Origin of the sequence: Stenotrophomonas maltophilia group sp. RNC7, from assembly GCF_030910085.1 — a bacterium.
Taxonomy (GTDB): Bacteria; Pseudomonadota; Gammaproteobacteria; order Xanthomonadales; family Xanthomonadaceae; genus Stenotrophomonas; species Stenotrophomonas sepilia.
Genome location: NZ_JAVFVN010000348.1, coordinates 80,945 through 106,302, shown reverse-complemented (window position 1 = coordinate 106,302; position 25,358 = coordinate 80,945). Strand labels below are relative to the sequence as shown.

General features: G+C 61.3%; 18 protein-coding genes and 1 pseudogene. 14 read left to right on the top strand and 5 right to left on the bottom strand.

Annotated elements, in window-relative coordinates; genetic code table 11:
• Nucleotides 1-12: 12 nt before the first annotated feature.
• Entirely contained in the window at nucleotides 13-2,106 is a 2,094-nt protein-coding gene (locus tag RCF13_RS05885; protein WP_231352423.1) for a TonB-dependent receptor, read from the bottom strand.
• A 171-nt stretch (nucleotides 2,107-2,277) separates the two neighbouring features.
• Here RCF13_RS05885 and RCF13_RS05880 point away from each other — a divergent pair, with 171 nt between their 5' ends.
• The 3 genes from RCF13_RS05880 to RCF13_RS05870 all read left to right on the top strand — a co-directional run bounded on the left by RCF13_RS05880 (nucleotide 2,278) and on the right by RCF13_RS05870 (nucleotide 5,570).
• Complete coding sequence (locus RCF13_RS05880) at nucleotides 2,278-3,480, top strand: amino acid aminotransferase (RefSeq protein ID WP_134968147.1); 1,203 nt, start codon at nucleotides 2,278-2,280, stop codon at nucleotides 3,478-3,480.
• A gap of 257 nt (nucleotides 3,481-3,737) precedes the next feature.
• On the top strand, nucleotides 3,738-4,754 hold the full coding sequence (locus RCF13_RS05875; protein ID WP_134968146.1) for a class 1 fructose-bisphosphatase: 1,017 nt from the start codon (nucleotides 3,738-3,740) through the stop codon (nucleotides 4,752-4,754).
• A 108-nt stretch (nucleotides 4,755-4,862) separates the two neighbouring features.
• Complete coding sequence (locus RCF13_RS05870) at nucleotides 4,863-5,570, top strand: 2OG-Fe(II) oxygenase (RefSeq protein ID WP_032957940.1); 708 nt, start codon at nucleotides 4,863-4,865, stop codon at nucleotides 5,568-5,570.
• 55 nt (nucleotides 5,571-5,625) lie between these two features.
• Here RCF13_RS05870 and RCF13_RS05865 read toward each other — a convergent pair.
• Nucleotides 5,626-6,480, bottom strand: a pseudogene (locus RCF13_RS05865) (PA0069 family radical SAM protein); the annotation flags it as partial.
• A 120-nt stretch (nucleotides 6,481-6,600) separates the two neighbouring features.
• Nucleotides 6,601-7,188 carry a cyclin-dependent kinase inhibitor 3 family protein gene (locus tag RCF13_RS05860; RefSeq protein WP_012478648.1) on the bottom strand — a complete coding sequence of 196 codons (588 nt, stop codon included), beginning with the start codon at nucleotides 7,186-7,188 and terminating at the stop codon, nucleotides 6,601-6,603.
• 397 nt (nucleotides 7,189-7,585) lie between these two features.
• On the opposite strand from RCF13_RS05860, the gene RCF13_RS05855 reads away from it, so the two are divergent.
• The 11 genes from RCF13_RS05855 to RCF13_RS05805 all read left to right on the top strand — a co-directional run bounded on the left by RCF13_RS05855 (nucleotide 7,586) and on the right by RCF13_RS05805 (nucleotide 21,358).
• Nucleotides 7,586-7,978, top strand: a complete 393-nt coding sequence (locus RCF13_RS05855) for a hypothetical protein (protein WP_229298500.1) — start codon at nucleotides 7,586-7,588, stop codon at nucleotides 7,976-7,978.
• A gap of 90 nt (nucleotides 7,979-8,068) precedes the next feature.
• Complete coding sequence (locus tag RCF13_RS05850) at nucleotides 8,069-9,319, top strand: TolC family protein (RefSeq protein ID WP_012478646.1); 1,251 nt, start codon at nucleotides 8,069-8,071, stop codon at nucleotides 9,317-9,319.
• A complete protein-coding gene (locus tag RCF13_RS05845; protein ID WP_005411786.1) occupies nucleotides 9,316-10,551 on the top strand; it encodes an efflux RND transporter periplasmic adaptor subunit in 1,236 nt (411 codons plus the stop codon). Before RCF13_RS05850 ends, RCF13_RS05845 begins: the two co-directional genes overlap by 4 nt.
• 9 nt (nucleotides 10,552-10,560) lie before the next feature.
• A complete protein-coding gene (locus tag RCF13_RS05840; protein ID WP_061201540.1) occupies nucleotides 10,561-13,698 on the top strand; it encodes a CusA/CzcA family heavy metal efflux RND transporter in 3,138 nt (1,045 codons plus the stop codon).
• A complete protein-coding gene (locus RCF13_RS05835; RefSeq protein WP_012478644.1) occupies nucleotides 13,695-14,426 on the top strand; it encodes a HupE/UreJ family protein in 732 nt (243 codons plus the stop codon). Before RCF13_RS05840 ends, RCF13_RS05835 begins: the two co-directional genes overlap by 4 nt.
• 19 nt (nucleotides 14,427-14,445) lie before the next feature.
• Entirely contained in the window at nucleotides 14,446-15,084 is a 639-nt protein-coding gene (locus tag RCF13_RS05830; protein ID WP_012478643.1) for a hypothetical protein, read from the top strand.
• A gap of 39 nt (nucleotides 15,085-15,123) precedes the next feature.
• Complete coding sequence (locus RCF13_RS05825; RefSeq protein ID WP_005414985.1) at nucleotides 15,124-15,363, top strand: hypothetical protein; 240 nt, start codon at nucleotides 15,124-15,126, stop codon at nucleotides 15,361-15,363.
• 165 nt (nucleotides 15,364-15,528) lie between these two features.
• The gene (locus RCF13_RS05820; RefSeq protein ID WP_005414984.1) at nucleotides 15,529-16,863 is read left to right on the top strand and encodes an MFS transporter; all 1,335 of its coding nucleotides are present in this window, start codon (nucleotides 15,529-15,531) and stop codon (nucleotides 16,861-16,863) included.
• Nucleotides 16,864-17,549: 686 nt separating this feature from the next.
• Nucleotides 17,550-19,277, top strand: a complete 1,728-nt coding sequence (locus tag RCF13_RS05815; RefSeq protein ID WP_005414983.1) for an ATP-binding protein — start codon at nucleotides 17,550-17,552, stop codon at nucleotides 19,275-19,277.
• The gene (locus RCF13_RS05810) at nucleotides 19,267-20,688 is read left to right on the top strand and encodes a UvrD-helicase domain-containing protein (RefSeq protein WP_012478642.1); all 1,422 of its coding nucleotides are present in this window, start codon (nucleotides 19,267-19,269) and stop codon (nucleotides 20,686-20,688) included. Before RCF13_RS05815 ends, RCF13_RS05810 begins: the two co-directional genes overlap by 11 nt.
• A 244-nt stretch (nucleotides 20,689-20,932) precedes the next feature.
• The gene (locus RCF13_RS05805; RefSeq protein ID WP_125892599.1) at nucleotides 20,933-21,358 is read left to right on the top strand and encodes a hypothetical protein; all 426 of its coding nucleotides are present in this window, start codon (nucleotides 20,933-20,935) and stop codon (nucleotides 21,356-21,358) included.
• On the opposite strand, the gene RCF13_RS05800 is transcribed toward RCF13_RS05805, so the two are convergent.
• Both RCF13_RS05800 and RCF13_RS05795 read right to left on the bottom strand, forming a co-directional pair.
• Nucleotides 21,321-23,387 (bottom strand): integrase, encoded by a 2,067-nt coding sequence (locus tag RCF13_RS05800; protein WP_308140948.1) that lies wholly within the window; start codon nucleotides 23,385-23,387, stop codon nucleotides 21,321-21,323. The genes RCF13_RS05805 and RCF13_RS05800 overlap by 38 nt on opposite strands.
• A 44-nt stretch (nucleotides 23,388-23,431) precedes the next feature.
• Nucleotides 23,432-25,273, bottom strand: coding sequence for a hypothetical protein (locus tag RCF13_RS05795; RefSeq protein ID WP_021204602.1), 1,842 nt, complete (start codon nucleotides 25,271-25,273; stop codon nucleotides 23,432-23,434).
• Nucleotides 25,274-25,358 lie beyond the last annotated feature (85 nt).

The window sequence follows — 25,358 nt, the reverse complement described above, 5'->3', positions numbered from 1 at the left end:
GCCACTACCCACTCAACGCCAGGACCATTGCAGGCCCACGCTGGCCCGGCGGCTGGGCCCCGGTTCGTAGAAGCGCCCGTTGCCGTCATTGACGATCACCGAGCCGATGTAGGCCTGGTCCAGCACGTTCTCCAGCCGGGCGAAGGCGCGCAGCTCGCCACCTGGCAGTGTCCAGCGACGGCCACCTTCCAGGTTCAGCAACGCGTAGCCCGGCGCCCGCTCGGTGGCCACGTCGTTGACCACGGTGTCGCTGCTGGCGGCGGCCTCCAGCGCCCACTGCCAGTCGGCCGGCGTCCACTGCAGCCGGGCAAACGCCTGCTGGCGCGGTACCCCGGGCAGGCGGCTGCCGGCGGAGACCCAGGTGTTCGAGGTCTGGTACGGCGCACGCACCTGCGCCTGCAGCCAGGTCCAGGCCACCTGCAGTTCCAACTGTTCTGCCAACGGCTGCCGGTAGCGCAGTTCCACACCCTGGCGGCGGGTGCGGCCGATGTTGCGATAGGTGCTGCGTCCGCCGATGTTGCTGGCAACTGCCAACTCATCGTCGGTATCTGCGCGGAACAGGCTGATATCGAGCTGGGTTCCATCCTGTGCATGCCATTTGCTGCCCACCTCCAGGCTGCGGCTGCGCGCCGCCGCCAGATCCAGCGCCAGTCCCGCCTGCCCGTCGGCGCGATACCCCAGCTCGTTGAAGGTGGGCGTCTCGAAGCCACGGCCCACCGCCGCGTGCAGCCGCCACTGCGGGCTGGCCGCGAAGCTGATCCCGGCCACCGGCGTGGTGGCCTGGTAGCGGCGGTGGCCGCTGTCGTCCGGGTTGCGGGCGGTGATGTAGCGATCGTCGGATTCGAAGCGCACGGCGCTGCGACGCACGCCAGCCAGCAATGACCAGCGTGGACTCCACTGCCACCACGCCTGGGCGAACTGATCGACGTTCTGCACGGTGTCGATCTGGTCTCTGCGCAGCCGCCCACGCACGCCGAGAGCGCTGCCGATGAAGTTCTCGTAGCCGGTGCGATGCTGGCGCTGGCGGTCGGCGCTGAGCCCGGCCACCAGATCCAGCGGCCGGCCGGCGAGGTCGCCGTGCCAGCCCCAGCGCGCGTCCAGCCCGCCATAGCCGCCCTCCAGGTCGATCACCCCGCCGGCATGCAACGGGCTGTTGGTCTGAGCTGCCGGCGGGATCGGCAGGTACTGGCGTACCGCGCGCTGGCCGGCATAGCCCATCAGCTGCCAACGCTGCGCCCTGGTTTCACGGGTCCAGCGCAGGCCGGCCTGCTGCTGGCGCACCGATTTACGGGTGTTGTACTGGTGCGCCACGGCGGTGGCCTGGCGCGGATCGGCCGTCACCTGGGCACGGCTCAGGCCCAGCGGGTCCTGCGCATCGGGGGCATCGAAGGCATTGAGCAGCAGCTCCAGCCGCCCCCCGCCGAGATCGCCACCGATACGCGCAGTGAGCGATTCGCGGCGGGCACGGCTGTGGTCGCGCCAGCCATCGGTGCGGAAGTGATTGGCGGCGATGTTGTAATCCAGAACACGGCCGGCACCCTTCAGTTGCGCGCCGACGCTGAGCGTGTTGTCGGCGCCAGCGTTGAGCCGCAACCGCCACGGGTCGCCGGCCTGGCCCTGCGCGCTCCAGACCTGCAGCACGCCACCGGAGGAGTTGCCGTACAGCGCCGAGAACGGCCCGCGCAGCACCTCGACGCGTTCGGCGCCCAACAGGCTGGCGTGTGACAGCTGGCCCTGGCCATCGGGCATGGTGGCCGGCACCCCGTCGATCAACACCCGCACCCCACGCACACCGAAGGTCGAGCGCGCACCAAAGCCACGGATCGACAGCTGGGTGTCCTGCGCGAAGTTCTGGCGGTCGCGGGCGACCAGGCCCGGGACCCCGGCCAGCGCCTCGGACAGCTGTGCGCCGGCGCCGGGACGGGCGGCGTCGATCCAGACCGTGTCCTGGCTGGCCGGCAGCGCGAACGGGTCGATGCCGGGCACGCGTGCGGCCTGCACCTGCACGCTGGGCAGGGCGGTCGGCGCGGACTCGGCCAGCGCCGCCCAAGGCGACAACAGCAGGGCAGCGAGCGGCAGGCAATGGCGGCGTGCGGCGGGATTCATGATTCAGGTTGATGGATCAGGCGGCAACGCACGCCATGGTACGGGGCCACGGATGACGATGGCGGCGGCCAGCCCCGGCAGGCTTTGTTACGATGGGCTGTTTCCGGCTGCAAGGCCGCAGACCGCGTAGCGCACTTCCTCCCCCTTTCCGTCTACCGAACGAGTACCGCCGTGTCCTTCTTTGCAAACGTGGAACTGGTCCCAGGCGACCCGATCCTGGGCCTGACCGAGGCGTACAACGCCGACAGCCGCCCGACCAAGGTCAACCTGGGTGTGGGCATCTACTACGACGAGAGCGGCCGCATCCCGCTGCTGCGCGCCGTCAAGCAGATCGAGCAGCAGCTTGCCGCTGACGCCAAACCGCGCGGCTACCTGCCGATCGATGGCCTGCCGGCATACACGCAGGCCACGCGAGAGCTGGTGTTCGGCAAGGACTCGCCGCTGCTGGCCGCCGGCCGCGTCACCACCGCACAGACCGTCGGTGGCAGCGGTGCGCTGCGCGTCGGCGCCGACGTGCTGAAGAAGCTGCTGCCGCACGCCACCGTTGCGCTGAGCAACCCCAGCTGGGAAAACCACCGCGCCGTGTTCAGCGCGGCCGGCTTCGAGGTGGTGGATTACACCTACTTCGACCCGACCACCCACGGCGTCAACTTCGACGGCCTGCTGGCCGACCTGGGCAAGCTGGAAGCCGGCACCGTGGTGCTGCTGCACGCCTGCTGCCACAACCCCACCGGTGCCGACCTCACGGTCAGCCAGTGGAAGCAGGTCGCGCAGCTGCTGAAGGACAAGCAGCTGTTCCCCTTCATCGACATGGCCTACCAGGGCTTCGACAAGGGCATCGAGCAGGATGGCGCCGCCGTGCGCATCATCGCCGAAGCCGGCATCGACAGCTTCATCGTCGCCAACTCGTACTCCAAGTCGTTCTCGCTGTATGGCGAGCGCGTGGGTGCGCTGTCGATGGTGGCGCCGACCGCTGCTGACGCCAAGGCCGTGCAGTCGCAGGTCAAGCGCGTGATCCGCACCATCTACTCCAGCCCGTCCACCCACGGTGCTGCGCTGGTGGCCGGCGTGCTGACCAATCCGGAACTGCGCGCGATGTGGGAGCAGGAGCTGACCGAGATGCGCGAGCGCATCCACGCCCTGCGCCAGGGCCTGGTCGAGAAGCTGGCCGCTGCCGGTGCGCCGCAGTTCGGCTTCATCAACGAACAGGCCGGCATGTTCTCCTACTCGGGCCTGAGCCGTGAGCAGGTCGAACGTCTGCGCGACGAGTTCGGCATCTACGCCGTCGGCACCGGCCGCATCTGCGTGGCCGCGCTGAACCAGAACAACCTGGAATACGTCGCCAAGGCCGTGGCCACCGTCGCCAAGGGCTGAAGCAAGGCTGCAGTGGTTTGAACAAAGGCGCCGAAAGGCGCCTTTGTTTTTTTGCGCCCAGGTCTCTGTGGAGCCGGGCTACGCTCGGCTTGTGCGGCATGAAGGACGAAGAGCAGCCGAGCGCGGGCTCGGCTCTACAGAAGGAAGGCGCCACCAGCGCAACGCATCTGGAAACGGTTACGCCTTCCCGCGCTCACGCACGCCCCCGCCAGACGGGCGACAATAGGCGTTTTCCCGCTGCCGAGACCTGCCCGACCATGTCCCGTACTTCGTTGACCCGCTTCCTGATCCAGGAACAGCACGCCGGCCGCATCAATGCCGACCTGCGCCAGCTGATCGCGGTCGTCGCCCGCGCCTGCACCAGCATCTCCATCGCCGTCAGCAAGGGCGCCCTCGGTGGCGTGCTCGGCGACGCCGGTACCGGCAACGTGCAGGGCGAAGCGCAGAAGAAGCTGGACGTCATCAGCAACGAGATCCTGCTCGAAGCCAATGCCTGGGGCGGCCACCTTGCCGCCTGCGCCTCGGAGGAAATGGACCACAGCCAGCCGGTGCCGGACATCTATCCGCGCGGTGATTTCCTGCTGCTGTTCGATCCCCTCGATGGCAGCTCCAACATCGACGTCAACGTCTCCGTCGGCACCATCTTCTCGGTGCTGCGCTGCCCGACCAACGTCGAGCTGCCGGGCGATGACGCCTTCCTGCAGCCGGGCAGCAAGCAGATCGCCGCTGGCTACTGCATCTACGGGCCCAGCACCCAGCTGGTGCTGACCGTCGGCCACGGCACGCACGCCTTCACTCTGGACCGCGAGAAGGGCGAGTTCGTGCTGACCACCGAGAACATGCAGATTCCGGCGACCACCCAGGAATTCGCCATCAACATGTCCAACCAGCGTCACTGGGAGGCGCCGATGCAGGCCTACGTCAGTGATCTGCTGGCCGGCAAGGAAGGCGCGCGCGGCAAGAACTTCAACATGCGCTGGATCGCCAGCATGGTGGCCGACGTGCATCGCATCCTGACCCGCGGCGGCATCTTCATCTACCCGTGGGACAAGAAGGATCCGTCCAAGGCCGGCAAGCTGCGCCTGATGTACGAAGCCAACCCGATGGGCCTGCTGGTCGAACAGGCCGGCGGCGCCGCCTGGACCGGCCGCGAGCGCATCCTCGACATCCAGCCCGACCAGCTGCACCAGCGCGTGCCGGTGTTCCTGGGTTCGCGCGAGGAAGTGGCCGAAGCGGTGCGTTACCACCACGCGCACGACGAAGCGAAGGGCTGACGGCTCAACGCCTGACGGCGGTCATGGCAGTTCGATGACATGACCGCAGGGTGACACCGCGGGCGGCAAACGGCACCATCAAGCCGTTGCCGCCGAAGGAATGCACGCATGCACGAGCAGGGCCCGGTCGATTTCATCGAGGTCATCCACAACGCCGTCCCCAGTGAGGTCTGCGCGGCCATCGTCGAGCGCATGCGTGCCACGCGTGGCCTGCTGCCCGGTGCGGTGGGCAGTGGCGTGTTCCCGGAACTCAAGCACAGCAAGGATCTGCGCATCAGTGGCCTGGACGGCTGGCAGGATGTTGATCAGCAGCTGCAGATTGCGGTGTTCAACGGCCTGCTGACTTATCTACGCCGTTATCCACAGGCGTTGATTGCCCCGCTGATGTTGCAGATCCAGGACAGCAATGGCCAACCGCGACGCCTGTCTGCCGAGGACTTCCCCGACATGCCGCAACAGCAGCTGGCCGACCTGGCCCGCACCTGCCTGCGTCCGGGCGCGATCAACCTGCAGTGGTATGCCGCGGGCGAGGGTGGCTACCCGTACTGGCACTGCGAGCTGTACCCGAAGGATGCGCAGGCCGAGACCCTGCACCGGCACGTGCTGTGGACGCTGTACCTCAATGACGACTTCGACGAAGGCGAAACCGAGTTCCTGTTCCAGGGGCGGAAGATCGCGCCACGCACCGGTAGCCTGCTGATTGCGCCGACGGCGTTCACCCACACCCATCGCGGCAATCGGCCACAGGGTGGCGACAAGTTCATCGCCACCAGCTGGATCCTGTTCCAGAGTGCGCAGAAGTTGTTTGGCGGGTGATCCCGAGCTGCTCGTCGGCCTTGATGTAGAGTCGAGCCATGCTCGACTGATGGCCTCAGAACAACGACCCCTGCGGCGAATCCTTCTTCGGCGGCAGCGGCTTCTGGAACCGGCTGCAATCCAGCTTCGGCCAATGGCTGTTCTGCGCATTGAATCCCAACCGCTTGCGCGCCAGCTTGAAGCGGTTGTTCAGCAGATCGGGCTACACACCCTGGCCGCGCATGCGGGTGCCGAACTGGCTGTCGTAGTCCTTGCCACCACGCAGCTGCTGGATGGTACTCATCACGTGCGCGGCGCGATCGGGATGATGGGTATCGAGCCAGTCGCGGAACAGCGGCGCCACTTCCAGCGGCAGGCGCAGCAGCACGTAGCCCGCGGTACTGGCGCCGGCATCGTGCGCAGCCTCCAGCACCGCTTCAAGTTCGCTGTCGTTGATCCACGGAATCACCGGCGCCACCATCACGCCCACCGGGATACCCGCGTCATGCAGACGCTTCATCGCGCGCAACCGTGCATGAGGTGCTGATGCGCGCGGTTCCAGCTTCGCGGAAAGATGCGGGTCCAGCGAGGTCACCGAGAAATGCACACTGACCAGGTTCTCCGCCGCCAGCGGCGCGAGCAGATCAATGTCGCGCTCGACCAGTGCGTTCTTGGTGATCAGCGAGAACGGATGCCTGGTTTCCAGCATCACTTCGATCAGCTGGCGGGTCAGTTTGAACTTGCGCTCGATCGGCTGGTACGCATCGGTGTTGATGCCCAGCGCGATCGGCTGCGGCACGTAACCGGGTTTCGACAGTTCCTTGCGCAGCAGCTGAGGCGCATTGATCTTGGCGAACAGCTTGGTCTCGAAGTCCAGGCCAGGCGACAGGTTCAGATAGGCATGCGAAGGGCGCGCGAAGCAGTAGGAACACCAACACTATATGTGTTCGAGGAAAAGTGTTCAGCACTGCGTCCCCTACGGCGGCTTCCCTACAGACTACCTGCGGAGTTCCGTCCTCTTGTATTCCAGCCCAAGGCGGTAAAGGGTAGGTTAGCCGGGCATTGCGACTACCCCCAGACTTGAGGCTCTGCGAGCAGGCCAATTCAGGATGAATTCTTCCTGCTCCGCAGTCTCCACTGCACCAGGGCGCACCGAGCGCACCTTAGCGATCGCATCGATGCCGTCTGGAGCGCAGCCCGTGTCAATGAGAAGCATCGACGCCACGGTCCCCGCTCGCCCTAGGCCTCCTTTGCAGTGCACCACGATCCTGCTTCCGGACAAGAGCTCGGCTGCGAACTGGGGTCCTGTGGATTGCCATGGCAGAAGCAGCCGTGCATCAGGAGCCGCACCATCCTTAATCGGTAGGCCGTGCCACATCAAGCCATGCGCTTTGGCACGCTCTGCCAAGGAGGTAATTCGTAGCTCTTCGAACTCCCACGGCTCAATCAACGTGATCAGATGCTGTGCTCCCCACGCGACTATCGACGCCAGATCGATATCCAAGTCTCGGGCCCAAGACCCCGTCATTGCGACGTCCTGATATTTTCCCGGTGCAAAGGTAACGCCGATCGCACCGCCATTCACGCCGATAGGCAGCGTCGCAATCTGCAGTGGATGAGAATTACTTGTTCTGCTCACCTGCGCTCTCCGAAATCAATGGCCCTGTTGGGCGAGAAGCGAACGCTGCGCCCTTTTAACCTGAAAGTCCAACGGTGAGCCTAGTGGTACGGATATGGTCTTACTGAATCCCATAAGCAGCGCAGAATCGCCCAACGCCTGAGAGAGGGGCCAGGCCCCATTCGACGTTGGAACGAGCCTGGAGGACGCGGTTCCAGAGAGCAGTGAGGCCCAGTTCCAGCCTCTGGCCGGCACCATCCTTACTGGGCGGCCGCTATCGGCCAGAAGCGGCAGCAGGCGCGGCGATACCTGAGGCAATGCGATCTGATCGGAGTGGGCTTAAGCGACGCCCTCCCTCGAGCGCCAAGCCATAACTGGATCAGGGGGGGCTCCAACTCAGGGCTCTCGACAACTCAGCTTGACTGCCTCTATTCTTCCTTTCATGTCCGCCTTCTCGGCCCGCCACCGTCGACTCATCCGGTTCAGCCTTTTCGTGCTGATGCTGTTGAGCGTCGTTGTTCGGCCGATCGTGATCCAACAGGGCGAGCTCCATACTGCCGAGCACGACATCGCTGCAACGGCAGAGCACGGGCACTCACACGGTCCTGGAACTGGCGACAACGTAGATCCGAAGCATGCATCGGGCGTGCACAGCGTCCTTCACCAGGCCGATGTGAGCTTTGCCGGCATGCTGGTGTCTTCGAATCTGAACCTAGCAACTGTTCCGCCGGCATCTTTACTGCCCGGCCTGCACTCCGTCGATGAGCCCTCTGGTCATCGCGGCTCGCCATTCAGACCTCCGATCGTCTGACGACACCTGCCGCGCTGTAGCGGCCTGAGCGCGCTGTCCACCCAATGTTGGCCGGCAGCGCGTCGTCATGACCATCGTCGGAGATTTTCCGTGAAATTACGTAGTTTGTGGGCGCTCGCCATAGCCGGCGCCTACGGTGTGGCCGTGCCTGGCCATGCCGCTGAAGTGCTGCGCTTGGAGGATGTGGTCGCCCGCGCCCTCGGCACCCATCCCAGCGTCCAGGCAGACACCGCTCGACTGGAAGCTGTCAGAAGCCGGGCGGGCCGGGAGGCATTGCCTACGCCGCTCGTGCTGGGCGGCGAGCTTGAAAACGTGGCTGGCTCAGGCGGCCTGAGCGGCCTAGACGCCGCCGAATCCACCTTCCGCATCTCCAAGGTTCTAGAACTGGGTGGGAAGCGGGCTGCGCGCCAAGCGCTCGGCGGCGCCGAGGTGGACGCTGCCCGAAGCGAAGCGGACGTCACCCGTATCGCTATCGCAACTTTGGCCGCAGGGCGTTTCGTCGACGTGCTGGCCGCCCAGGAGCATGTCGAGCACGCCGAAGAGCGCATCAAAATGGCCAGCGCCATGCGCCGTGAAGTGGCCCGTTGGGTCGCGGCCGCCCGCAATCCCGACTCGGACCTGAGATCCGCCGAGATCGCCCTGCTCGATGCCGAGCTGAAGCGGGAGCAGGCATTGCAGGCTCTGGAAAGCGCGCGAATGTCGCTGGCTGCCACGTGGGGGGCGCCAAGTCCGGATTTCGGCTCGGTTGCAGGGGATACCGCGGTCCTTCCCCCTCTGGATGATTTTGATGATCTGAGCCGGCGCCTCGCCACGACACCACAACAGCGCGCCTTGGACGCTCAAGCCGGAGTTATAGATGCAAGGAGGGAGATCGCCCGCGCTAGCGCCAAGCCGGATGTCAGCGTTGGCCTCGGCATCCGCCGACTGGAAGCCACCAAGGACAGCGGCCTGGTGATGTCCGTCTCCGTCCCGTTGGGGAGCCGTCGGCGATCGGACTTCTCCGTGGCTGAAGCGGACTACGAACTCACCTCTCTCAAATACCGGCGCCAGGCGCAGATGCTGGAAATGCGTCAGGAGCTGTTTGGCATCTACCAACAGCTCAAGCAAGCGCAATCGGAAGTGGAGTCAGTGCGCCAGCGTCAGTTGCCAAAGGCCCAGCAGGCCTTTGATCAGAGCCGCAGGGGCTTTGAGGAAGGACGCTTCTCCTTCCTGGTACTCAGCCAGGCTCAGCAAAGGCTCTTCGATCTTCGCGAACGGGAAGTCGAAGCCGCCGCGCGCTATCTCCGTCTCCTGGTCGAGGCCGACCGCCTCACCGCTTCTGCCTTGGACATTCGCCCATGAACCGATACGTATTCCTGATCCTGCTTCCAATTGCCCTGGCTGCGTGCGGTGGCAACGAATCGTCGCAACGAGCAAAGCCAGAGGACACTGCTGCGACCGCAGGCGACTATGAGCGAGGGCCGCATCGCGGTCGCATGCTTCGCGACGGCGACTTCGCCCTTGAAGTAACTGTTTACGAAACCAATACCCCGCCTCATTTCCGGCTGTATGCCTATCGCAACGACAAACCGCTGGCACCTGGAGAAGTCAAAGCGACGATACAACTCAAGCGTCTGGACGGCGAAGTCAACAACTTCAGCTTTATTCCAGAGAAGGACTACCTGGTCGGCAGCGGGGAGGTGGTCGAGCCGCATTCCTTTGATGTCAAAGCCGATGCGGTGGTGGGTGGAAAGAACTACGCCTGGTCTTACGCCTCCTATGAAGGGCGCACCACGATAGATCCGAAAGCCGCTGCCGACGCAGGTGTCGTGGTCGAGTCCGCCGAACCGGGGACCATCCGGGACACCGTTTCCCTCATGGGCAACGTCGCGGTCGACACCGGCCGATTTGCTGCGGTCAAGGCACGCTTCCCTGGCGTGGTCCGCAGTGTGGCGGTCGAGATGGGACAACGCGTCTCGGCTGGTCAGACGTTGGCCACAGTCGAGGGCAATGACAGCATGCGGACCTACTCCGTCACGGCACCTTTCAGTGGAGTCGTACTCGCGCGCAGCACGTCGGTAGGCGATGTCGCTGCCGACAACACGCTGTTTGAAATTGCCGACCTTTCGGAGGTCTGGGTGGACCTGCGTGCGCTGGGAAGCGATGCCGAGCGACTGTCGCCAGGCCAGATGGTGACCATTCGCTCGGCAACAGGCGGTTTGGAAGCAACGGGAAAGCTGCAGGGCATCCTTCCGTTGGCCAGCGCTGGCCAGACCGTGGTGGCACGTGTGGCCCTTACCAACAGCGAGGGCAGGTGGCGACCAGGAATGGCCGTATCCGCCGAAGTCGTCATCGCGGAAACGGAGGTTCCATTAACAGTAAAGGAATCGGGCCTGCAGCGTTTTCGGGACTTCACCGTGGTATTCGCCCAAGTGGGCAACAGCTATGAGGTGCGGATGCTTGAACTGGGTAGGCGCGATGGCGATCGCGTGGAGGTACTGAAAGGGCTTAAGCCGGGAACCCGGTACGTTTCCGAGCAGAGCTACCTGATTCGTGCCGACATCGAAAAGTCCGGCGCAAGCCACGACCACTAAGGACGCACCATGCTAGAGCGAATCATTCGCGCGTCTATCGCGCACAGATGGCTTGTGCTCCTTCTGGTCCTGGCCCTCTCAGGCCTTGGGATCTGGAACTACAGCAAGCTTCCCATCGACGCCGTTCCTGACATTACCAATGTCCAGGTGCAGATCAACACCGAAGCTCCGGGCTACTCACCGCTGGAGGCCGAGCAACGGGTCACCTTCCCGGTCGAAACAGCGTTGGCCGGGTTGGCAAAGCTGGAATACACCCGTTCCATCTCACGCTACGGCCTGTCTCAGGTCACGGTCGTGTTTGAAGATGGCACAGATATCTACTTCGCCCGTCAGCAGGTCGCAGAGAGACTTCAGCAAGCGGGATCCCAATTGCCCGTGGGACTAAAGCCAAGCCTTGGACCGGTAGCGACGGGCCTGGGTGAGATCTTCATGTACACCGTGGAAGCGGAGTCCGGTGCTGAAGAGACGTGGACACCAATGGCGCTTCGTACGCTGCAGGACTGGGTGATCCGACCGCAGATGCGCCACTTGAAAGGCGTAACCGAGGTCAACACCGTCGGAGGCTATGTTCGCCAGTTTCACATCACGCCGGACCCGAAGAAGCTCCAAGCATACGGACTGACGCTGCAGGATGTGCTCGAAGCCGTGGCCCGCAGCAACACTAACGTGGGTGCCGGCTACATCGAGAAAAGCGGTGAGCAGTACTTGGTACGCGTGCCGGGCCAAGTGGCCGACATGGCGGGTTTGCGCAAGATCGTAGTGGCTAACCGTGATGGCATGCCATTGCGTGTTGGCGATCTGGCAGAAGTTGTAGAAGGCACCGAACTTCGTACAGGCGCGGCAACCAAGGATGGCAACGAAGTGGTCCTTGGTACGGCGTTCATGCTCATCGGCGAAAACAGCCGGGACGTGGCTCAGCGAACCGCGGCCAAGCTCAAGGACATCGACGCTACGCTGCCTGACGGCGTTCGGGCGCATCCTGTGTATGACAGAACCGAACTGGTGGATCGGACCATCGAGACGGTGAAGAAGAACCTCCTCGAAGGCGCCTTGCTCGTCATCGCGGTGCTCTTCCTGCTTTTGGGCAATCTTCGTGCGGCACTGATCACTGCGGCGGTCATTCCATTGACGATGCTGCTGACGATCACAGGCATGGTCCAGAATCGCGTCTCTGCGAATCTGATGAGCCTGGGCGCACTGGATTTTGGCTTGATCGTCGATGGGGCAGTCATCATCGTAGAGAACTGCCTGCGTCGCTTTGGCGAGCGGCAACACCTTCAGGGCCGTTTGTTGACTCGGGAAGAACGATTTTCCTTGGCGGCAAGTGCCAGTGCAGAGGTGATCAAGCCAAGCCTGTTCGGCCTTTTCATCATCGCGGCGGTCTACATCCCGATCTTTGCCCTCTCCGGCGTGGAAGGGAAGATGTTCCACCCGATGGCGCTTACCGTGGTCATCGCGCTTACCGGTGCCATGGCACTGTCCTTGACATTCGTACCTGCCGCTGTGGCTCAGTTCGTAACGGGAAAGGTTTCGGAGAAGGAAACCAAAGCCATTCGCCGAGTCACCAACGTGTATGGCCCGATGCTTGAGCGTGCCGTCAATGCACGCAAGGTAGTGGTGGCCTCTGCTGCGGTGCTCACCGTCCTGGCGGGCCTGCTTGCAAGTCGCCTCGGCACCGAGTTCATTCCGAACCTGGATGAGGGCGATATCGCCTTGCATGCGCTTCGAATTCCAGGGACCAGCTTGACCCAGGCGATCGGCATGCAACGTCAGCTGGAAGCGGCGATCAAACAGTTCCCCGAGGTAGATGAAGTCGTCGCAAAGATCGGCACTGCCGAGGTGGCCACCGATCCCATGCCCCCCTCCGTAGCCGACACCTTCATCATGCTCAAAGATCGGGACCAATGGCCTGATCCGCGCAAGCCGAAGGCACAGCTTGTTGCCGAGCTCGAGAAAGTGGTTCGCGCCATTCCTGGCAACAACTATGAGTTCACCCAGCCGGTGCAGATGCGGATGAACGAGCTCATTGCGGGCGTTCGGGCTGAGGTTGCTGTCAAGCTGTACGGCGACGACCTGGAGCAACTGGCAACCATCGGCAGCCAGGTAGAGAACGTTGCCAGTGAGATCCAGGGAGCGGCCGACGTGAAACTTGAGCAGATCACCGGTCTGCCATTGATGACGATCACGCCGGACCTGGATGCACTTGCACGATACGGCGTAGCCATTGACGACGTGCAGAAGACCATCTCGGTGGCGCTGGGAGGTGAATCGGTCGGCCAGGTGTTCGAAGGCGATCGGCGCTTCGATATCGTGGTTCGTCTGTCGGAGAACCTTCGCCAGGACGTCCGGACACTGGCGTCACTACCTGTGGCCGTCGCGCCCGGGGTGAGCACAGGCCAAGAGCGCAGCTTCGTGCCGCTGGGCCAGTTGGCCAAGGTCGAGATCGCGCCTGGTCCGAACCAGATCAGCCGTGAGAATGGTAAACGCAGGGTGGTGATCACAAGCAATGTGCGCGGGCGCGACTTAGGGTCCTTTGTCGAGGAGTTGCGCACCAAGGTCGGACAGGAGGTCCAGCTGCCGGAAGGGTACTGGATCGAGTACGGCGGCACGTTTGAGCAGTTGATCTCGGCAAGCAAGCGGCTGTCCGTCGTCGTGCCAGTGGTTCTGGTGATGATCTTCGGATTGTTGTTCATGGCATTCGGCTCAGGGAAGGACGCTGCGATCGTATTCAGTGGCGTGCCGCTTGCACTGACCGGGGGCGTGGTGGCGCTGTGGCTGCGCGACATTCCCATGTCCATCTCCGCAGGTGTGGGCTTCATCGCTCTTTCGGGCGTTGCCGTGCTCAATGGCCTGGTAATGATCAGCTTCATCAAGAACCTGCGGGAAGAAGGCGTCCCCCTGCACAAGGCTGTCACCGAAGGTGCTCTTACCCGCCTCCGGCCAGTCCTGATGACGGCCTTGGTGGCGAGTCTGGGCTTCCTTCCTATGGCCCTGAACGTCGGTGCTGGCGCGGAAGTTCAGCGTCCGCTCGCCACTGTTGTTATCGGCGGAATCATCTCTTCAACGCTGCTGACACTTCTCGTGCTGCCGGCGCTGTATCGATTGGTTCACCGCGAAGATTCTGTTCTGGAAAGTCGCTCCTCATGAACCACCCGTCCCCTTTCTGCACAAGGAACTTGTCTTTGACTTCTTCCAACAAGCTCTTTGCTTGGCTTTCGATGCTTGCCGCAGTCCTCCTGCCGTTTGCGGCGTTCGCGCACGGTGTAAGCGAGGGAGACCAGGCCTTCCTTGAAGAAAGCACCGGTAGGCAACTGATCGCGTTTACCTACCTTGGCGCCAAGCACATGGTGACTGGATACGACCACCTTCTATTTCTGTTCGGGGTGATCTTCTTCCTATACCGCATGCGGGACGTGAGCATCTACGTCACCTTGTTCGCCATTGGCCACAGCACGACGCTGCTGCTCGGCGTGCTCGGCGGCTTTCATGTCGACGCCTATCTGGTCGACGCGATCATCGGTCTCTCGGTGGTCTACAAGGCCTTGGACAACATGGGCGCGTTCAAGCGGTGGTTCGGCGTGCAACCCAACACCAAGATTGCAGTCCTTGTCTTCGGCTTCTTCCACGGCTTCGGCCTGGCCACGAAGCTTCAGGACTTCTCGCTATCGCCGGACGGGCTGGTCCCCAACATGCTTGCGTTCAACGTGGGCGTTGAGCTCGGCCAACTTCTGGCGCTTGCCGGCATCTTGATCGTGATGGGCTTCTGGCGTCGGCTGCCTTCCTTCAACCGCCAGGCCTACGGCGTGAACACCATCTTGATGACGGCCGGCTTCGTGCTCATCGGCATGCAGCTCACCGGCTACTTCGCTTCCTGATTTCTGACCGAGACCCATCATGTCAATCACTATCAATCAACCACTTCCCACGACTGGCCGCCTGCTGAAGTCGACCCTTGTCGCTGCCGCCATTGCCGGCGCGCTTCTCGTTACGGCCGTTCTGCCGGCGGAGTACGGCATTGATCCCACCGGGATCGGCCGAGCGCTGGGCCTGACTGCCCTGGCAGACGGCGGAAGCACCGCCGCAGACCCGGCTACGCCGACGTCCTCGACAGCATCGGACGCAGCGACCACCTTGGCGGAAAAGGCTGCGGCTGCGTTCGGGGCGAACAAGGGGCAATCGCTTGATCCAGCCGCGGTATCGCTCACCAACGGTGAGCTTCGCCAGGACGCGATGACGATCACGCTGGAGCCGGGGAAAGGCAAAGAGGTCAAATCCCACATGGCTGCTGGCGCGGGAATTCTGTTCAGCTGGAAGGCGACCGGTGATGTAGCAGTCGATATGCATGGTGAGCGGCCCGACGTGAAGGGTGCATGGACCAGCTACGCCGTCGAAGCTGCGCAGCGGGAGGCGCACGGCACCTTCGTCGCGCCATTTGAAGGAACTCATGGGTGGTACTGGCAGAACCGAAGCGACACGCCGGTGACCGTGAGCATCGAACTTGTGGGCTACCAAGCCGACATCTATCAGCCGTAACACCCGGCACTTCGCCGACCCAACCCGAGGAGAAACAACATGAAAACTCATAGCGCAGTAATTGCCGGCCTGCTTTTCAGCATGTCCCTTTTCACCACGGCATCCGCTCATGATCCTGCCCTCCATGCCGATCCGGCTCCCCCGGCTGCTCCCAAGGCCAAGCCGACGACTTGCGAACAGCTTGCCGACCGTTCGAAGTACAAGGTGGACCTCAAGGATGCCCAGACCAAGGCGCTGAAGGAACGTTGCGACGCACAGGCAGCTCCGAAGAAGAAGTAAATCCACTCGGATTTAGCCAACGACCCTGCCATTCCGGCGGGGTCGTCACCTCGACCCGAACAGTGGTGGGCGTACACTCCGCCTGTCTGCCGCCTCTGCCCTGAATCCGGGCAAAAGGGCGCACACGGGTTGGTGCCGTCAGAACGTTGCTACCAGGACAATCCCATGCTCGAAGTACTGAGTCACCCGGCGTTTCGGCGCCTGTTTGGTGCCCAGATAGTCGCCCTGGTCGGAACCGGCTTGGCGACTGTCGCCCTTGCCCTCCTGGCCTACGACCTCGCTGGCAGCCAGGCCGGAGCGGTGTTGGGCACCGCGCTGGCGATCAAGATGGTCGTGTACGTGACCTTGGCGCCCGTTTCAGGAGCGTTGGTCCCTGCACGGCTGCGCAAGCGGGTGCTGATCGCACTCGATCTGGTTCGTGCGGTTGTGGCGGTCTGCCTGCCCTTCGTCACCGAGATCTGGCAGGTGTATGTCCTCATCGCTGTGCTGCAGTCGGCATCGGCATGTTTCACGCCGCTGTTTCAATCCACCATCCCCGAAATTCTTCAAGAAGAGCGTGATTACACCCGTGCGCTCTCACTTTCCCGATTGGCATATGACCTTGAAAGCCTGCTGAGCCCGGCGCTTGCTGCCGCACTGCTGACGATCATTAGCTTCCACGGGCTGTTCGCTGGTACCTCGGTAGGTTTCATCCTCTCGGCGCTGCTCGTCGCGTCCACCACCTTCCCGGCCCTCGCTGCGGTCTCTTCCAAGGACGGTCCCTATGCCCGAGCCATCCGTGGAATGCGAATCTACCTCCGCACACCGCGATTGCAGGGCCTGCTCGCGTTGAACCTCTGCGCCGCAGCCGGCGGCGCGATGGTGTTCGTCAATACGGTGGTTATGGTCCGCACCGTTCTGGGCGGGGCGGAGGAGCAGGTTGCATGGGCGCTGGCGGCCTTCGGAGGCGGGTCCATGCTGGTCGCACTTCTTCTTCCGAAGGTTCTCGACCGCATTTCGGACCGGACAGTAATGTTGGCTGCAGGACTGTTCATGTCAGTTGTCCTGGTTACCTTCCTTGGCGTCTGGTTTGCCCTGAAGGGACATCCCGGGTGGACGGCGGTCATTCCGGCCTGGACGCTGCTGGGCATGGCGTATGCCGGCTTGGTTACCCCCGGCGGGCGGCTGCTGCGGCGTTCGGCTGAGTCCGCCGATCTACCATTCCTCTTCGCTGCCCAATTTTCCCTATCGCATGTTTGCTGGTTGATCGCCTATCCACTCGCCGGGTGGGTTGGTGCGCGCTACGGCTTGCATGTTGCCTTGGCCGCCTTGGGGATTCTGGCCACACTCGGTTTGGTCGCCGCGTGGCGCAGATGGCCGGCGCACGATCCAGAGGAGATAGCGCATAAGCACGAACATCTTGCTGAGGACGACCCGCACCTCTTGGCACACCGAGACGTGGATGGCACGCACCGTCACCGGTTTGTCATCGATCAACTTCACACACGCTGGCCAGGCTGACCAAGGCGCCAGGCGGGCGGCGAGCACGGAGCTACCTACTTGCGAGTTTGGTCGCAGACGTACAAGTCCATGTCGACGTCATATCGACACGCGCGCCCACATTCGTAAGATCCCACTTCCTGCGCCCCTGGCAGTGGAGGGCTATTTCTCAGGGCGGCTATTGCAGCCGCCTGGCAATGCTCGAAGGTGTCGTAATCGCCATAAACAGCGTGACGGACTTCCTGAGTGGACGCGCCGGGCGGATAGACAAAGGCAGTCCAGCGCCCCTGGGACCCGCCGCAAGAAACCGCGACTATGGCGACGCCGACGGTTAAGGTTGTCCGACCGATGTCCATGGCCGAATCCTAGCACCGCCGCGCGCCGGGCGGACACCAGCTCAAGCCTATTCAGCTTCGCGAACCAATTTCCTTCGCTCAGGGAAGTCCGCTGTTGGCGATGAACGGACCTCCGTCGCCTGCAAGCGGGCAGGTGACCACGGAAGAAGCGACCTGGAACCGCTCTCTCAGTGTTGCCGCGTTACAGGTTAGGGAAGTTCGCGAAGCAGCTCGGCGTGGCGCCAAGTTCCACCAATGAGCCAATGACTGGCAGAACGCTTTAGGGCTAGGATTGCCTCAGGGGCGTAGTAGGAGTTGGTGTCAGTCTGCGTCCTACACGGACCGTTGACCAAGCCTCTTACAGGACGCCCCATGCCTCGAATTCGCCATTTGGCCATTCGGAACTTTCGATCCATCAAGGCGCTCGACTGGTCGCCCGCCCCGGGCATCAACTGTTTGATCGGTCCTGGCGATAGTGGCAAGTCCACCATCCTCGATGCCATCGACCTGTGCTTGGGTGCTCGACGAAGCATTTCCTTCGGCGACATGGACTTTTTTGACCTCGATGTCTCAGAGCCCATTCGTATTGCCGTGACATTCGGGGAACTGCCGGCATCGCTGATGGACATTGATGTCTATGGCGACTTCTTGCGAGGATTCGATTCGGTATTTGACACCCTAGAAGACGAACCCGCCGCGGGGTTGGAGACAGTGCTTACGCTGCTGCTTCAAGTCGGGGCGGACCTTGAGCCCAGCTGGACGCTGATCTCCGATAGGTCGCTTCAACAAGGCTTGGAACGAAGCCTGCCTTGGAAAGAACGCATCGTGTTAGCTCCGGCACGCATCGGCAGCTTTACAAGCTCCAACTTATCTTGGAGCCGCGGGTCGGTGCTCAACCGGCTAACAGACGAGCGCGCAGAATTGGGAGCCCAGCTCGCTCTAGCAGCGCGTCAGGCGCGCGCCAACTTTGGCGCTCAAGCATCGCCCCACCTGAGTCAGACACTCGGAATCGTCCGGACAACTGCCCAGAGCCTTGGAGTTGACGTCGGATCGATGCCGCAGGCCTTACTCGACTCGCACTCCGTCTCCATCGGCGAAGGCGCCATCGCGCTTCACAGCGAGGCAGGCATCCCCCTTCGGTCCCTTGGTACGGGTTCTTCTCGACTCTTGGTGACGGGACTTCAACGGGCCGCGGCGGAGTCAGCGCCGATTGCCTTGGTGGATGAGGTGGAATATGGGTTAGAGCCCCATCGGCTCATGCGGCTGCTGGATTCCTTGGGAGCCAAGGAGACGCCGCCGCCTCTCCAAGCGTTTCTCACAACACACTCCCCTGTGGCACTTCGTGAGCTTTCAGGTGAGCAGCTGCTTGTAGTTCGGCCACGACCGGCTGGCCATGTCGTCATTTCCGCTGGCTCGACCGACGAGATTCAAAGCACGCTGCGCACTGACCCGGAGGCCTTTCTGGCGAAGTCTGTGATTGTGTGCGAGGGAGCAAGCGAGGTAGGGTTTGTGCGTGGCCTCGATCTATGGGGGGTAGCCAGCAAAGAATCCTCTTTCTTGGCTTTAGGTGGTGCATACGTCAATGCAGGCGGAGGCACTCCGGACAACGCTTTTGCCCGAGCGACTGCGCTTATGGATCTGGGTTACCGAGTCCTCGTCTTCATAGACGCTGACAAACCTGCCGCTCCAGGTGTTGCAGAAGCATATCTTCAATCAGGCGGCAGCCTCGTGACTTGGCGGGCAGGAATGACGTTGGAGGACGAGCTGTTCCTCTGCCTTCCTGACACATCGATTGATGCCCTGCTCCTGAAGGCTAAAGAGCGTGTTGGCGAAGATCTTATGAACCAACAGCTGGTTGCCAAATCGAACGGTCTAACAACTTTGGCGTCCATCGAAGCGCTGAGGCCGAATTCACCCTATCCGCCTGATATTCGCGTACTGCTTGGCGAAGTCTCCCGTATCAAAAAGAATAGCTGGTTCAAGTCGCTTACGACTTACCAGTCAATCGTCCTGGATATCGTCTCTCGGGGCTACGCAAACGCGGACGCTAGCTTCAAGGCAGTAGTAGACCAACTCTGGGCCTTTACCCGTGCTGCCTGAAATCGATCTGCTAGCTATCCAACGCGGATCGATCACCGCCCCAGCAGGATGCGGCAAAACCCAGCTGATTGCCGAGGCGCTGGCATCCCACTCTGGGAACAGACCGATCCTTGTTCTGACTCACACAAATGCTGGCGTCACCGCGTTGAGGACACGCTTGAAACGCGCGGGGGTGCCCAGCTCTGCCTATCGGCTGTCGACGATTGATGGATTCGCTATGCGTCTCATCGCCAAGTTCCCGGCGCGCAGTGGCCATCATCCCCAACTCTTGGAGCTCAACAACGCGGGTAGCGACTACCCCGCGATCCGTGAATCATTCCGGCAACTCTTGGACTCGGGGCATATCGCTGCACCCATCGCAGCCACTTACGCCCGGCTTTTGGTTGACGAGTATCAGGATTGCAGCACCGTTCAGCACTCCATCGTGTCCACCCTCGCTGCGCTTTTGCCCACGTGCGTCCTCGGTGACCCTCTGCAGGCCATCTTCGGATTTGGCGGAAATCGGCTGGTTCACTGGGAACAAGACGTTCAATCGTCCTTCCCAGCAGCGGGTAGCCTTCGAACCCCTTGGCGCTGGCAAATTGCAGGTAATGAAGAGCTGGGCCAGTGGCTGCTATCCCAAAGGCATGCTCTTACGGCCGGCTTACCCATTGATCTAACTACGGCTCCGTCATCCGTTCGTTGGATCCAGCTGGTTGCCGGTAGTGAAGTGCAGCAAAGATTGACTGCGGCACGGACCAATGCGCCTGGTAGCCAAGGAACGGTTCTGGTAATTGGCGAGTCCATGAATGTTCAAGGCCGCCACCAACTCACCAGCCAAACGCCTGGGGCAATGGCGGTAGAAGCCGTGGACATGCGAGACCTCGTCAACTTCGCCAGGCAATTCAATCTTCAGGCTCCTAGTGCGCTGCAAGACTTGGCCACCTTCTCCGCTCTCATGATGACGGGCGTCGGCACGGCGAATCTAGTGACGCGTGTCGGTACCATTCGTAGAGGGAGAGCCAGGACACCTCCAACTCCTGTAGAAGCTGAGGCAGTCGCCTTTGAGTCCGAGCGGACCATGACGCGCGCCTTGCGGCTGGTGGACGCTTTGGCCGAACAGACAGGCACTCGGGTCTATCGGCCCGAGATTCTGCACTGCTGTCGATCAGCCATGCGAAGCGTTATCAACGGAGAGCAAGATCTATTAGGAGCCGCACTTCATGCCCGCGAGCGAAATCGTCACCTCAGCCGCCCCATTGCGCGCAGAGCAGTCGGCAGCACTCTCCTTCTGAAAGGTCTCGAGGCAGACATTGCCGTGGTCCTCTATCCGGAGAGCATGAGCGTGCAGAACCTCTATGTAGCCCTCACGCGTGGTGCGAAAGGGCTGGTGATCTGCTCCAGTACCCCAACGCTGACCCCGACCCCATAGCCTCAACCTAACCATTCTGCGCCCTATCAGGCACGAAGCTTTGCGGCGCTTCATCATTGCAATGGTCACAATGGACCTTGTCCCAAAGTCGTTGCTGAACATCTGGGTCTGAAGAACGTGGGTCTCGCCGGGCAGCGACTGCATCAGGATTGATTTCAAGGTTCTCCTTGTCCCACCTAGATGATTGGGCGGCGAAGGTGGCGTAGGCTATCTGCTTACCAATGATGCGTCAGCGGACAGCAGAATGAGCAGACCCAACTCAGTAGAGGATAAGGCATTGGCCGCTCTTGACCGCCTGGTGAAGCGACGCCCGACCAATGAACTGCTGAAGGCAAAGATGGCCGCAGGTCATCGGATCATCACGCCTACCGCGGTCGCGGCAGAGGCAGGAGTAAATAGAGGGAGCTTTGGATCAAGGCACGCTCGACTTGGGCACGTCTGGCTTAAAATTCAGGAGCTGGCTGAGGAGGAGAGGCGAGGCTCAGTAGCTGAAGAGCTCGCCAGGGTTAAGGCTGAGAACGCAAGGTTGAAGGCTCTGCTTTACAAGACCAACATCCACAACGCATCTCTCCAACTCGCAGTGTCCCGGCTTCAGAAGCAGAGTACCAAGAGAGACGATGGAGCAAATGTCGTCAACTTTCGCCGGAACGATCGGAAGCGTCCCCGGTAGCGTTGGATATCATCCTCAGCACTGCTCGACTCTGAACAACACGGCTCATAGCAATCTTGGAATACTGATCCCTAGAGTTGGTCCGCTCCATCTGGACAATGGCCTGATTTTTCAGGAGGCGATCCTCCCAAAAGTCCTTATGCTCTGGCAGGATGATGCAGCACTTGCACCCCGCGCACAGGCCGGGCGACCGTAGGCCGAAGTTCGGCGAGGCGCGGACAGTGAGGAGGCTTGCTTGTGGGTTGCAGCTGGAACGGTCAGGCAACATATCAATCAGGCAACTTGCGTAGGTCCCTGTCCATATCCGCAGGTCGGTGAGTTTCACGTATGCCACGGCCTTATCGATCGGCGTCTCTCCGTCCATCTTGGACAGTGCCTCGGTCATTGATTCGGCATGCTGCATGAGAAGACGCTGCGCCGGTCCACCTCCGATCGGCCTGCCGAGGGTGATTTGAACTAGGAACCGAGAGGTCTCCATGACTCTCTCTCCTTCCAAGTTCTCGAGCAGAGCCGCATCGTTTCCAATGTACCCTTGATCCGTGATCTGCTCGCTCATGTGACGGAAGTGCGTCCGTAGCGCTGGCATTAGTTCCGGCTTGGATCGGAACACATAGTGCGCAAAGGTGATCCTCCATCGCTGCGGGCGTAGGTACCTCACCTCGTAAACAGCTTGCGTCGTTTCGATGCCACGCTTCTTCGTGTGGGCTTCGACGGCAAACTCACGTTGCAGCAGAGAATTTCTGGATGCTGTCATTCGGCCGATTCCATCGGGACCCGATGGAAGGGACTTGGCGTGGGAGAAGCTGAGCATCAGTGACTTAGTGCCCGATAGTGCTCGCCAAGGCTCCATTAGCCGCACCAGCACCTCGACGGATTTCAGCACGATCGGCAGGTGATTCGTGCCCAACGGGCGCAGTCCGGCAGTCCACTCATGGCGAGTCGCTTCCCTTTTGGCGGAAATGCCACAGATGGAGAACACCTCCATTAGTCCGTCTAGCGACGTCACTGACTTGACCACACCGTGCTGTAGCGTCGGATCGTGGTCCAGGGAGAGGCCAATCAGCTCATGAGCTCGAATCCCGGTGCATCCCTGCAGCAAGACACTGCATGCGCTTTGAGTCATTAGTATTAGGCGTCTCAGGCCCTGAGTTCCGCTAATCTCGCGCTCGTCACCAGCGTCATCAATCCGATCTATGGTGGCCAATGGCTCATGCCAGGGTGTCAGTGTCCCTGGGATCGGGCTCATCTGGAACTCCTCGATGTGCCGTTTGATCTGACGAAAGCAGGCGATTCGTCTCGGTCCCGTAGCACTTCTTGCGTCGATCAGCATCGGGATGACCTCAGCCTGAAGTCTGATCACATCCTCCGAGCCGTACTCAATCCATTCACATGCGTAGGAAAGAATCGGTACCGAGATCTCGTCCGGGACAGGCATCAATCCACCCGTTCGAGCAAGCCCGAGCGGCTCTGTCACGACGTCGTAGGTCTTTCTTCCGTCAAACGGCGCTTCGCACGGTGCTTGTCCGCCTCTGGCGCGCAAGCTGTCCGCGATTTCGTAGATCTGTGTAAGTGGATGGATGAGTTTGTAGGCGGTCGCATGCGTCCACGCCCTGTCTCGACCGGCATCACTTCGGGCCGTCATGTACTGCTCTTCGAGACCTTCGACGTAGTCCCAGCTCATCGCCGTGGTGATATCGAAGAGGGAGTGGATCTCCCGCTCTCCCATGAACTTCACCAGCTCCCTCATGCCCATGTAAGTGCCAGGGATAGACCCAACCGTCATACGTACGGTGTCCTCAATGATGGCGGTCTTGAGGTAGCACTTCAGCTCAGAGAGCAGTCCTCTGTGCTTGTAGTCCGTGAGCAACTCTCCGCGTGCCACAGGGATTGCCCAGTCAACTGTGACAAACTCCTTCTGTTGGCCGACCGTGGTCTGGGCAAAGGTCCAGACATCACTGTCATAGTCAACTTGGAAGGAAGGATGCAGGGTCGCTGCCTGCGCTGTTTCGACCTTTCTTGCTGCGGGCATAGCCATATCTCTAGAATTGATTCGCTAGTGGCGGTACAGCCGGACTATTCAAGTCCAGGCAGGGGCGTCAGCATGATCATCATCGCTGATTGTCGATTCGCAGTTGTGCTCACTGCTGGGATCCATGAATCGCGGAGAGCGAGATAGGCATTCTCGAACTTTCGCCTCCAGATCTCGCTGCCGAGCTCTGCCCTGGCTTCTTCGTATAGCTCCTGCAGTTGAAGAAAGCGCGCGAGCGCGTAGGCTTCGTTTGGATCAGCTGCGGCGAGCGGGCATGCAGGACAGGAACCATAGCTGGTGCAGAGCTTTCCATGGCGCTGCCCTGGTTGAGGACTTTGGAATGGATCTGCACAGCAGAAGCCCTGCGTGGCTGCCGTTTGCTCACGATCACTTCGGGCGGAGCGTGTGTCGATCTTTCCATTTGAAGTCACCCAGCGCTCCTGTGCGGTCATGGCTCCTGCCAGCTGTTCCTTTTGCCGATGCTGCATCGTGGTTGTCTGGTAACTGTCTTGACCAGTTGACAGTAGCCGATGGCCTAGCATTGCTCGGAGCTCGAAGGCGTCGCCGTCGGTCAGCCCATCAACCGCTTCGGAGAACGCAAGCCTGTTTGCTTGAGAGCCAGAGTACTTAAGCCCCCTTCGTTTGCAGAACAACGTGATGTAACCGGTCACCCGCGTGGTCACGTCGTCGGTTCTGGCTGAGTAGGAGTCGATGTGCATTCCTCGGCGCTTGTGCCGCCCGCCTTCGGAAACTGCGTGGAGGAAGAAGTCATTGGCAAGCTCACCAGCAGCGTAGTCTCTGATTCGTTTGGTCCAAGCAATAACGAAACTGATCAATCTTTCAGGTGCTAGCGGGTGATCGCTAGCGGGGAAGGCTGCTCGCTGTGTCGCGCCCTGAGCGGAACTTCCAGCCCTGCGCTTGGAGGACTTGATCACCGTTCGCTTTTGTCCAAGCGGGTAGTGCTCCGATATGCCATTCAGGGTGAGTGTTCTAAGTGGCTGCTCGTTGAAGCCCGAGTGCATGGCTAGTACGAGAAAGAATGGGATCAGATCGCCGCCGATCGGGTGCGCTAGTCTCCTCAGACGGAAGTACTCGCTTTCGCTGATCTTTCCTACGCCTGGGAGCTTGTGAACCGCGCCTTGGCGAGGAAGATGACCGTCAAAGTTTGCCAATATTTGAGCAATTGCCTCTGCCGGATCGCTTAGCGATACAGCGTCGCCCTTTTTCTTCTGAGCGAGGGCACTGTGAACCCTATCTAGAAGCGGCCACACTTCGTCCATTGTCGATATGCATTCTTCGACCGCCGCCTTCATGACGTTGGCCCAAGCCGCACGGTCCAGCTCTTTCGGCTTGCTCTTCCGTGGCAGTCCTGCGAACGGCTTTGGCGGAATACGGATCACCTTCCACCGTGGATCCATCTCGTGCAGCGCAAGAACGACCTTCTTGAAGGTCCCGTAATAGTGGCGCTGGGTCTCCACCGAGAGAACTGTCGGGTGCGTGGTATCCCTACCTTTCAGATACGTTAGAAAGGACTCGCCGAGATCCATTGGAGTGTCGTCTGGGCCGCTTATCTTTACCCCTTTTACGGTTAGGTACTGCACCAGGCCACTCACGATGTTGTTAGCTGAAGAGGATCTAGTCGTCTCCCTGCTGTTCTTGTTAGCTCGGCAGAACGCCTCGGCGAAGAGCGGTGCCGCTGCACCTATGCCCTTCCACCGGCTGAGATTAACGATGTTGTCGCGCAGGTCTCCGGCGCGCCTGAACGCGACTTCTAGGCGACCAGCGCTCTCGCGGACATCCCATTTCTTTGTGTTGCCTACCTTTTCCTCAACTACTACGGCGTGCCGCAGCTGGGCGGATCTTCTTCCTGCCACGTAACGCTCCAATCCGTGTTCAATCTGATTTGATAAGGTGAGTCGGTCACATGCGAGGAGTAGTGCGTATGCTGGCCGTGGAGCCGTGTGAGCTCCA

What these genes read in the sequence shown, in the direction of transcription:
- RCF13_RS05845 (WP_005411786.1), top strand. Translation starts at nt 9,316, where the DNA reads ATGAACCGATACGTATTCCTGATCCTGCTTCCAATTGCCCTGGCTGCG.
- RCF13_RS05875 (WP_134968146.1), top strand. Translation starts at nt 3,738, where the DNA reads ATGTCCCGTACTTCGTTGACCCGCTTCCTGATCCAGGAACAGCACGCC.
- RCF13_RS05815 (WP_005414983.1), top strand. Translation starts at nt 17,550, where the DNA reads ATGCCTCGAATTCGCCATTTGGCCATTCGGAACTTTCGATCCATCAAG.
- RCF13_RS05870 (WP_032957940.1), top strand. Translation starts at nt 4,863, where the DNA reads ATGCACGAGCAGGGCCCGGTCGATTTCATCGAGGTCATCCACAACGCC.
- RCF13_RS05835 (WP_012478644.1), top strand. Translation starts at nt 13,695, where the DNA reads ATGAACCACCCGTCCCCTTTCTGCACAAGGAACTTGTCTTTGACTTCT.
- RCF13_RS05885 (WP_231352423.1), bottom strand. Translation starts at nt 2,106, where the DNA reads ATGAATCCCGCCGCACGCCGCCATTGCCTGCCGCTCGCTGCCCTGCTG.
- RCF13_RS05825 (WP_005414985.1), top strand. Translation starts at nt 15,124, where the DNA reads ATGAAAACTCATAGCGCAGTAATTGCCGGCCTGCTTTTCAGCATGTCC.
- RCF13_RS05820 (WP_005414984.1), top strand. Translation starts at nt 15,529, where the DNA reads ATGCTCGAAGTACTGAGTCACCCGGCGTTTCGGCGCCTGTTTGGTGCC.
- RCF13_RS05800 (WP_308140948.1), bottom strand. Translation starts at nt 23,387, where the DNA reads ATGCCCGCAGCAAGAAAGGTCGAAACAGCGCAGGCAGCGACCCTGCAT.
- RCF13_RS05805 (WP_125892599.1), top strand. Translation starts at nt 20,933, where the DNA reads ATGAGCAGACCCAACTCAGTAGAGGATAAGGCATTGGCCGCTCTTGAC.
- RCF13_RS05830 (WP_012478643.1), top strand. Translation starts at nt 14,446, where the DNA reads ATGTCAATCACTATCAATCAACCACTTCCCACGACTGGCCGCCTGCTG.
- RCF13_RS05840 (WP_061201540.1), top strand. Translation starts at nt 10,561, where the DNA reads ATGCTAGAGCGAATCATTCGCGCGTCTATCGCGCACAGATGGCTTGTG.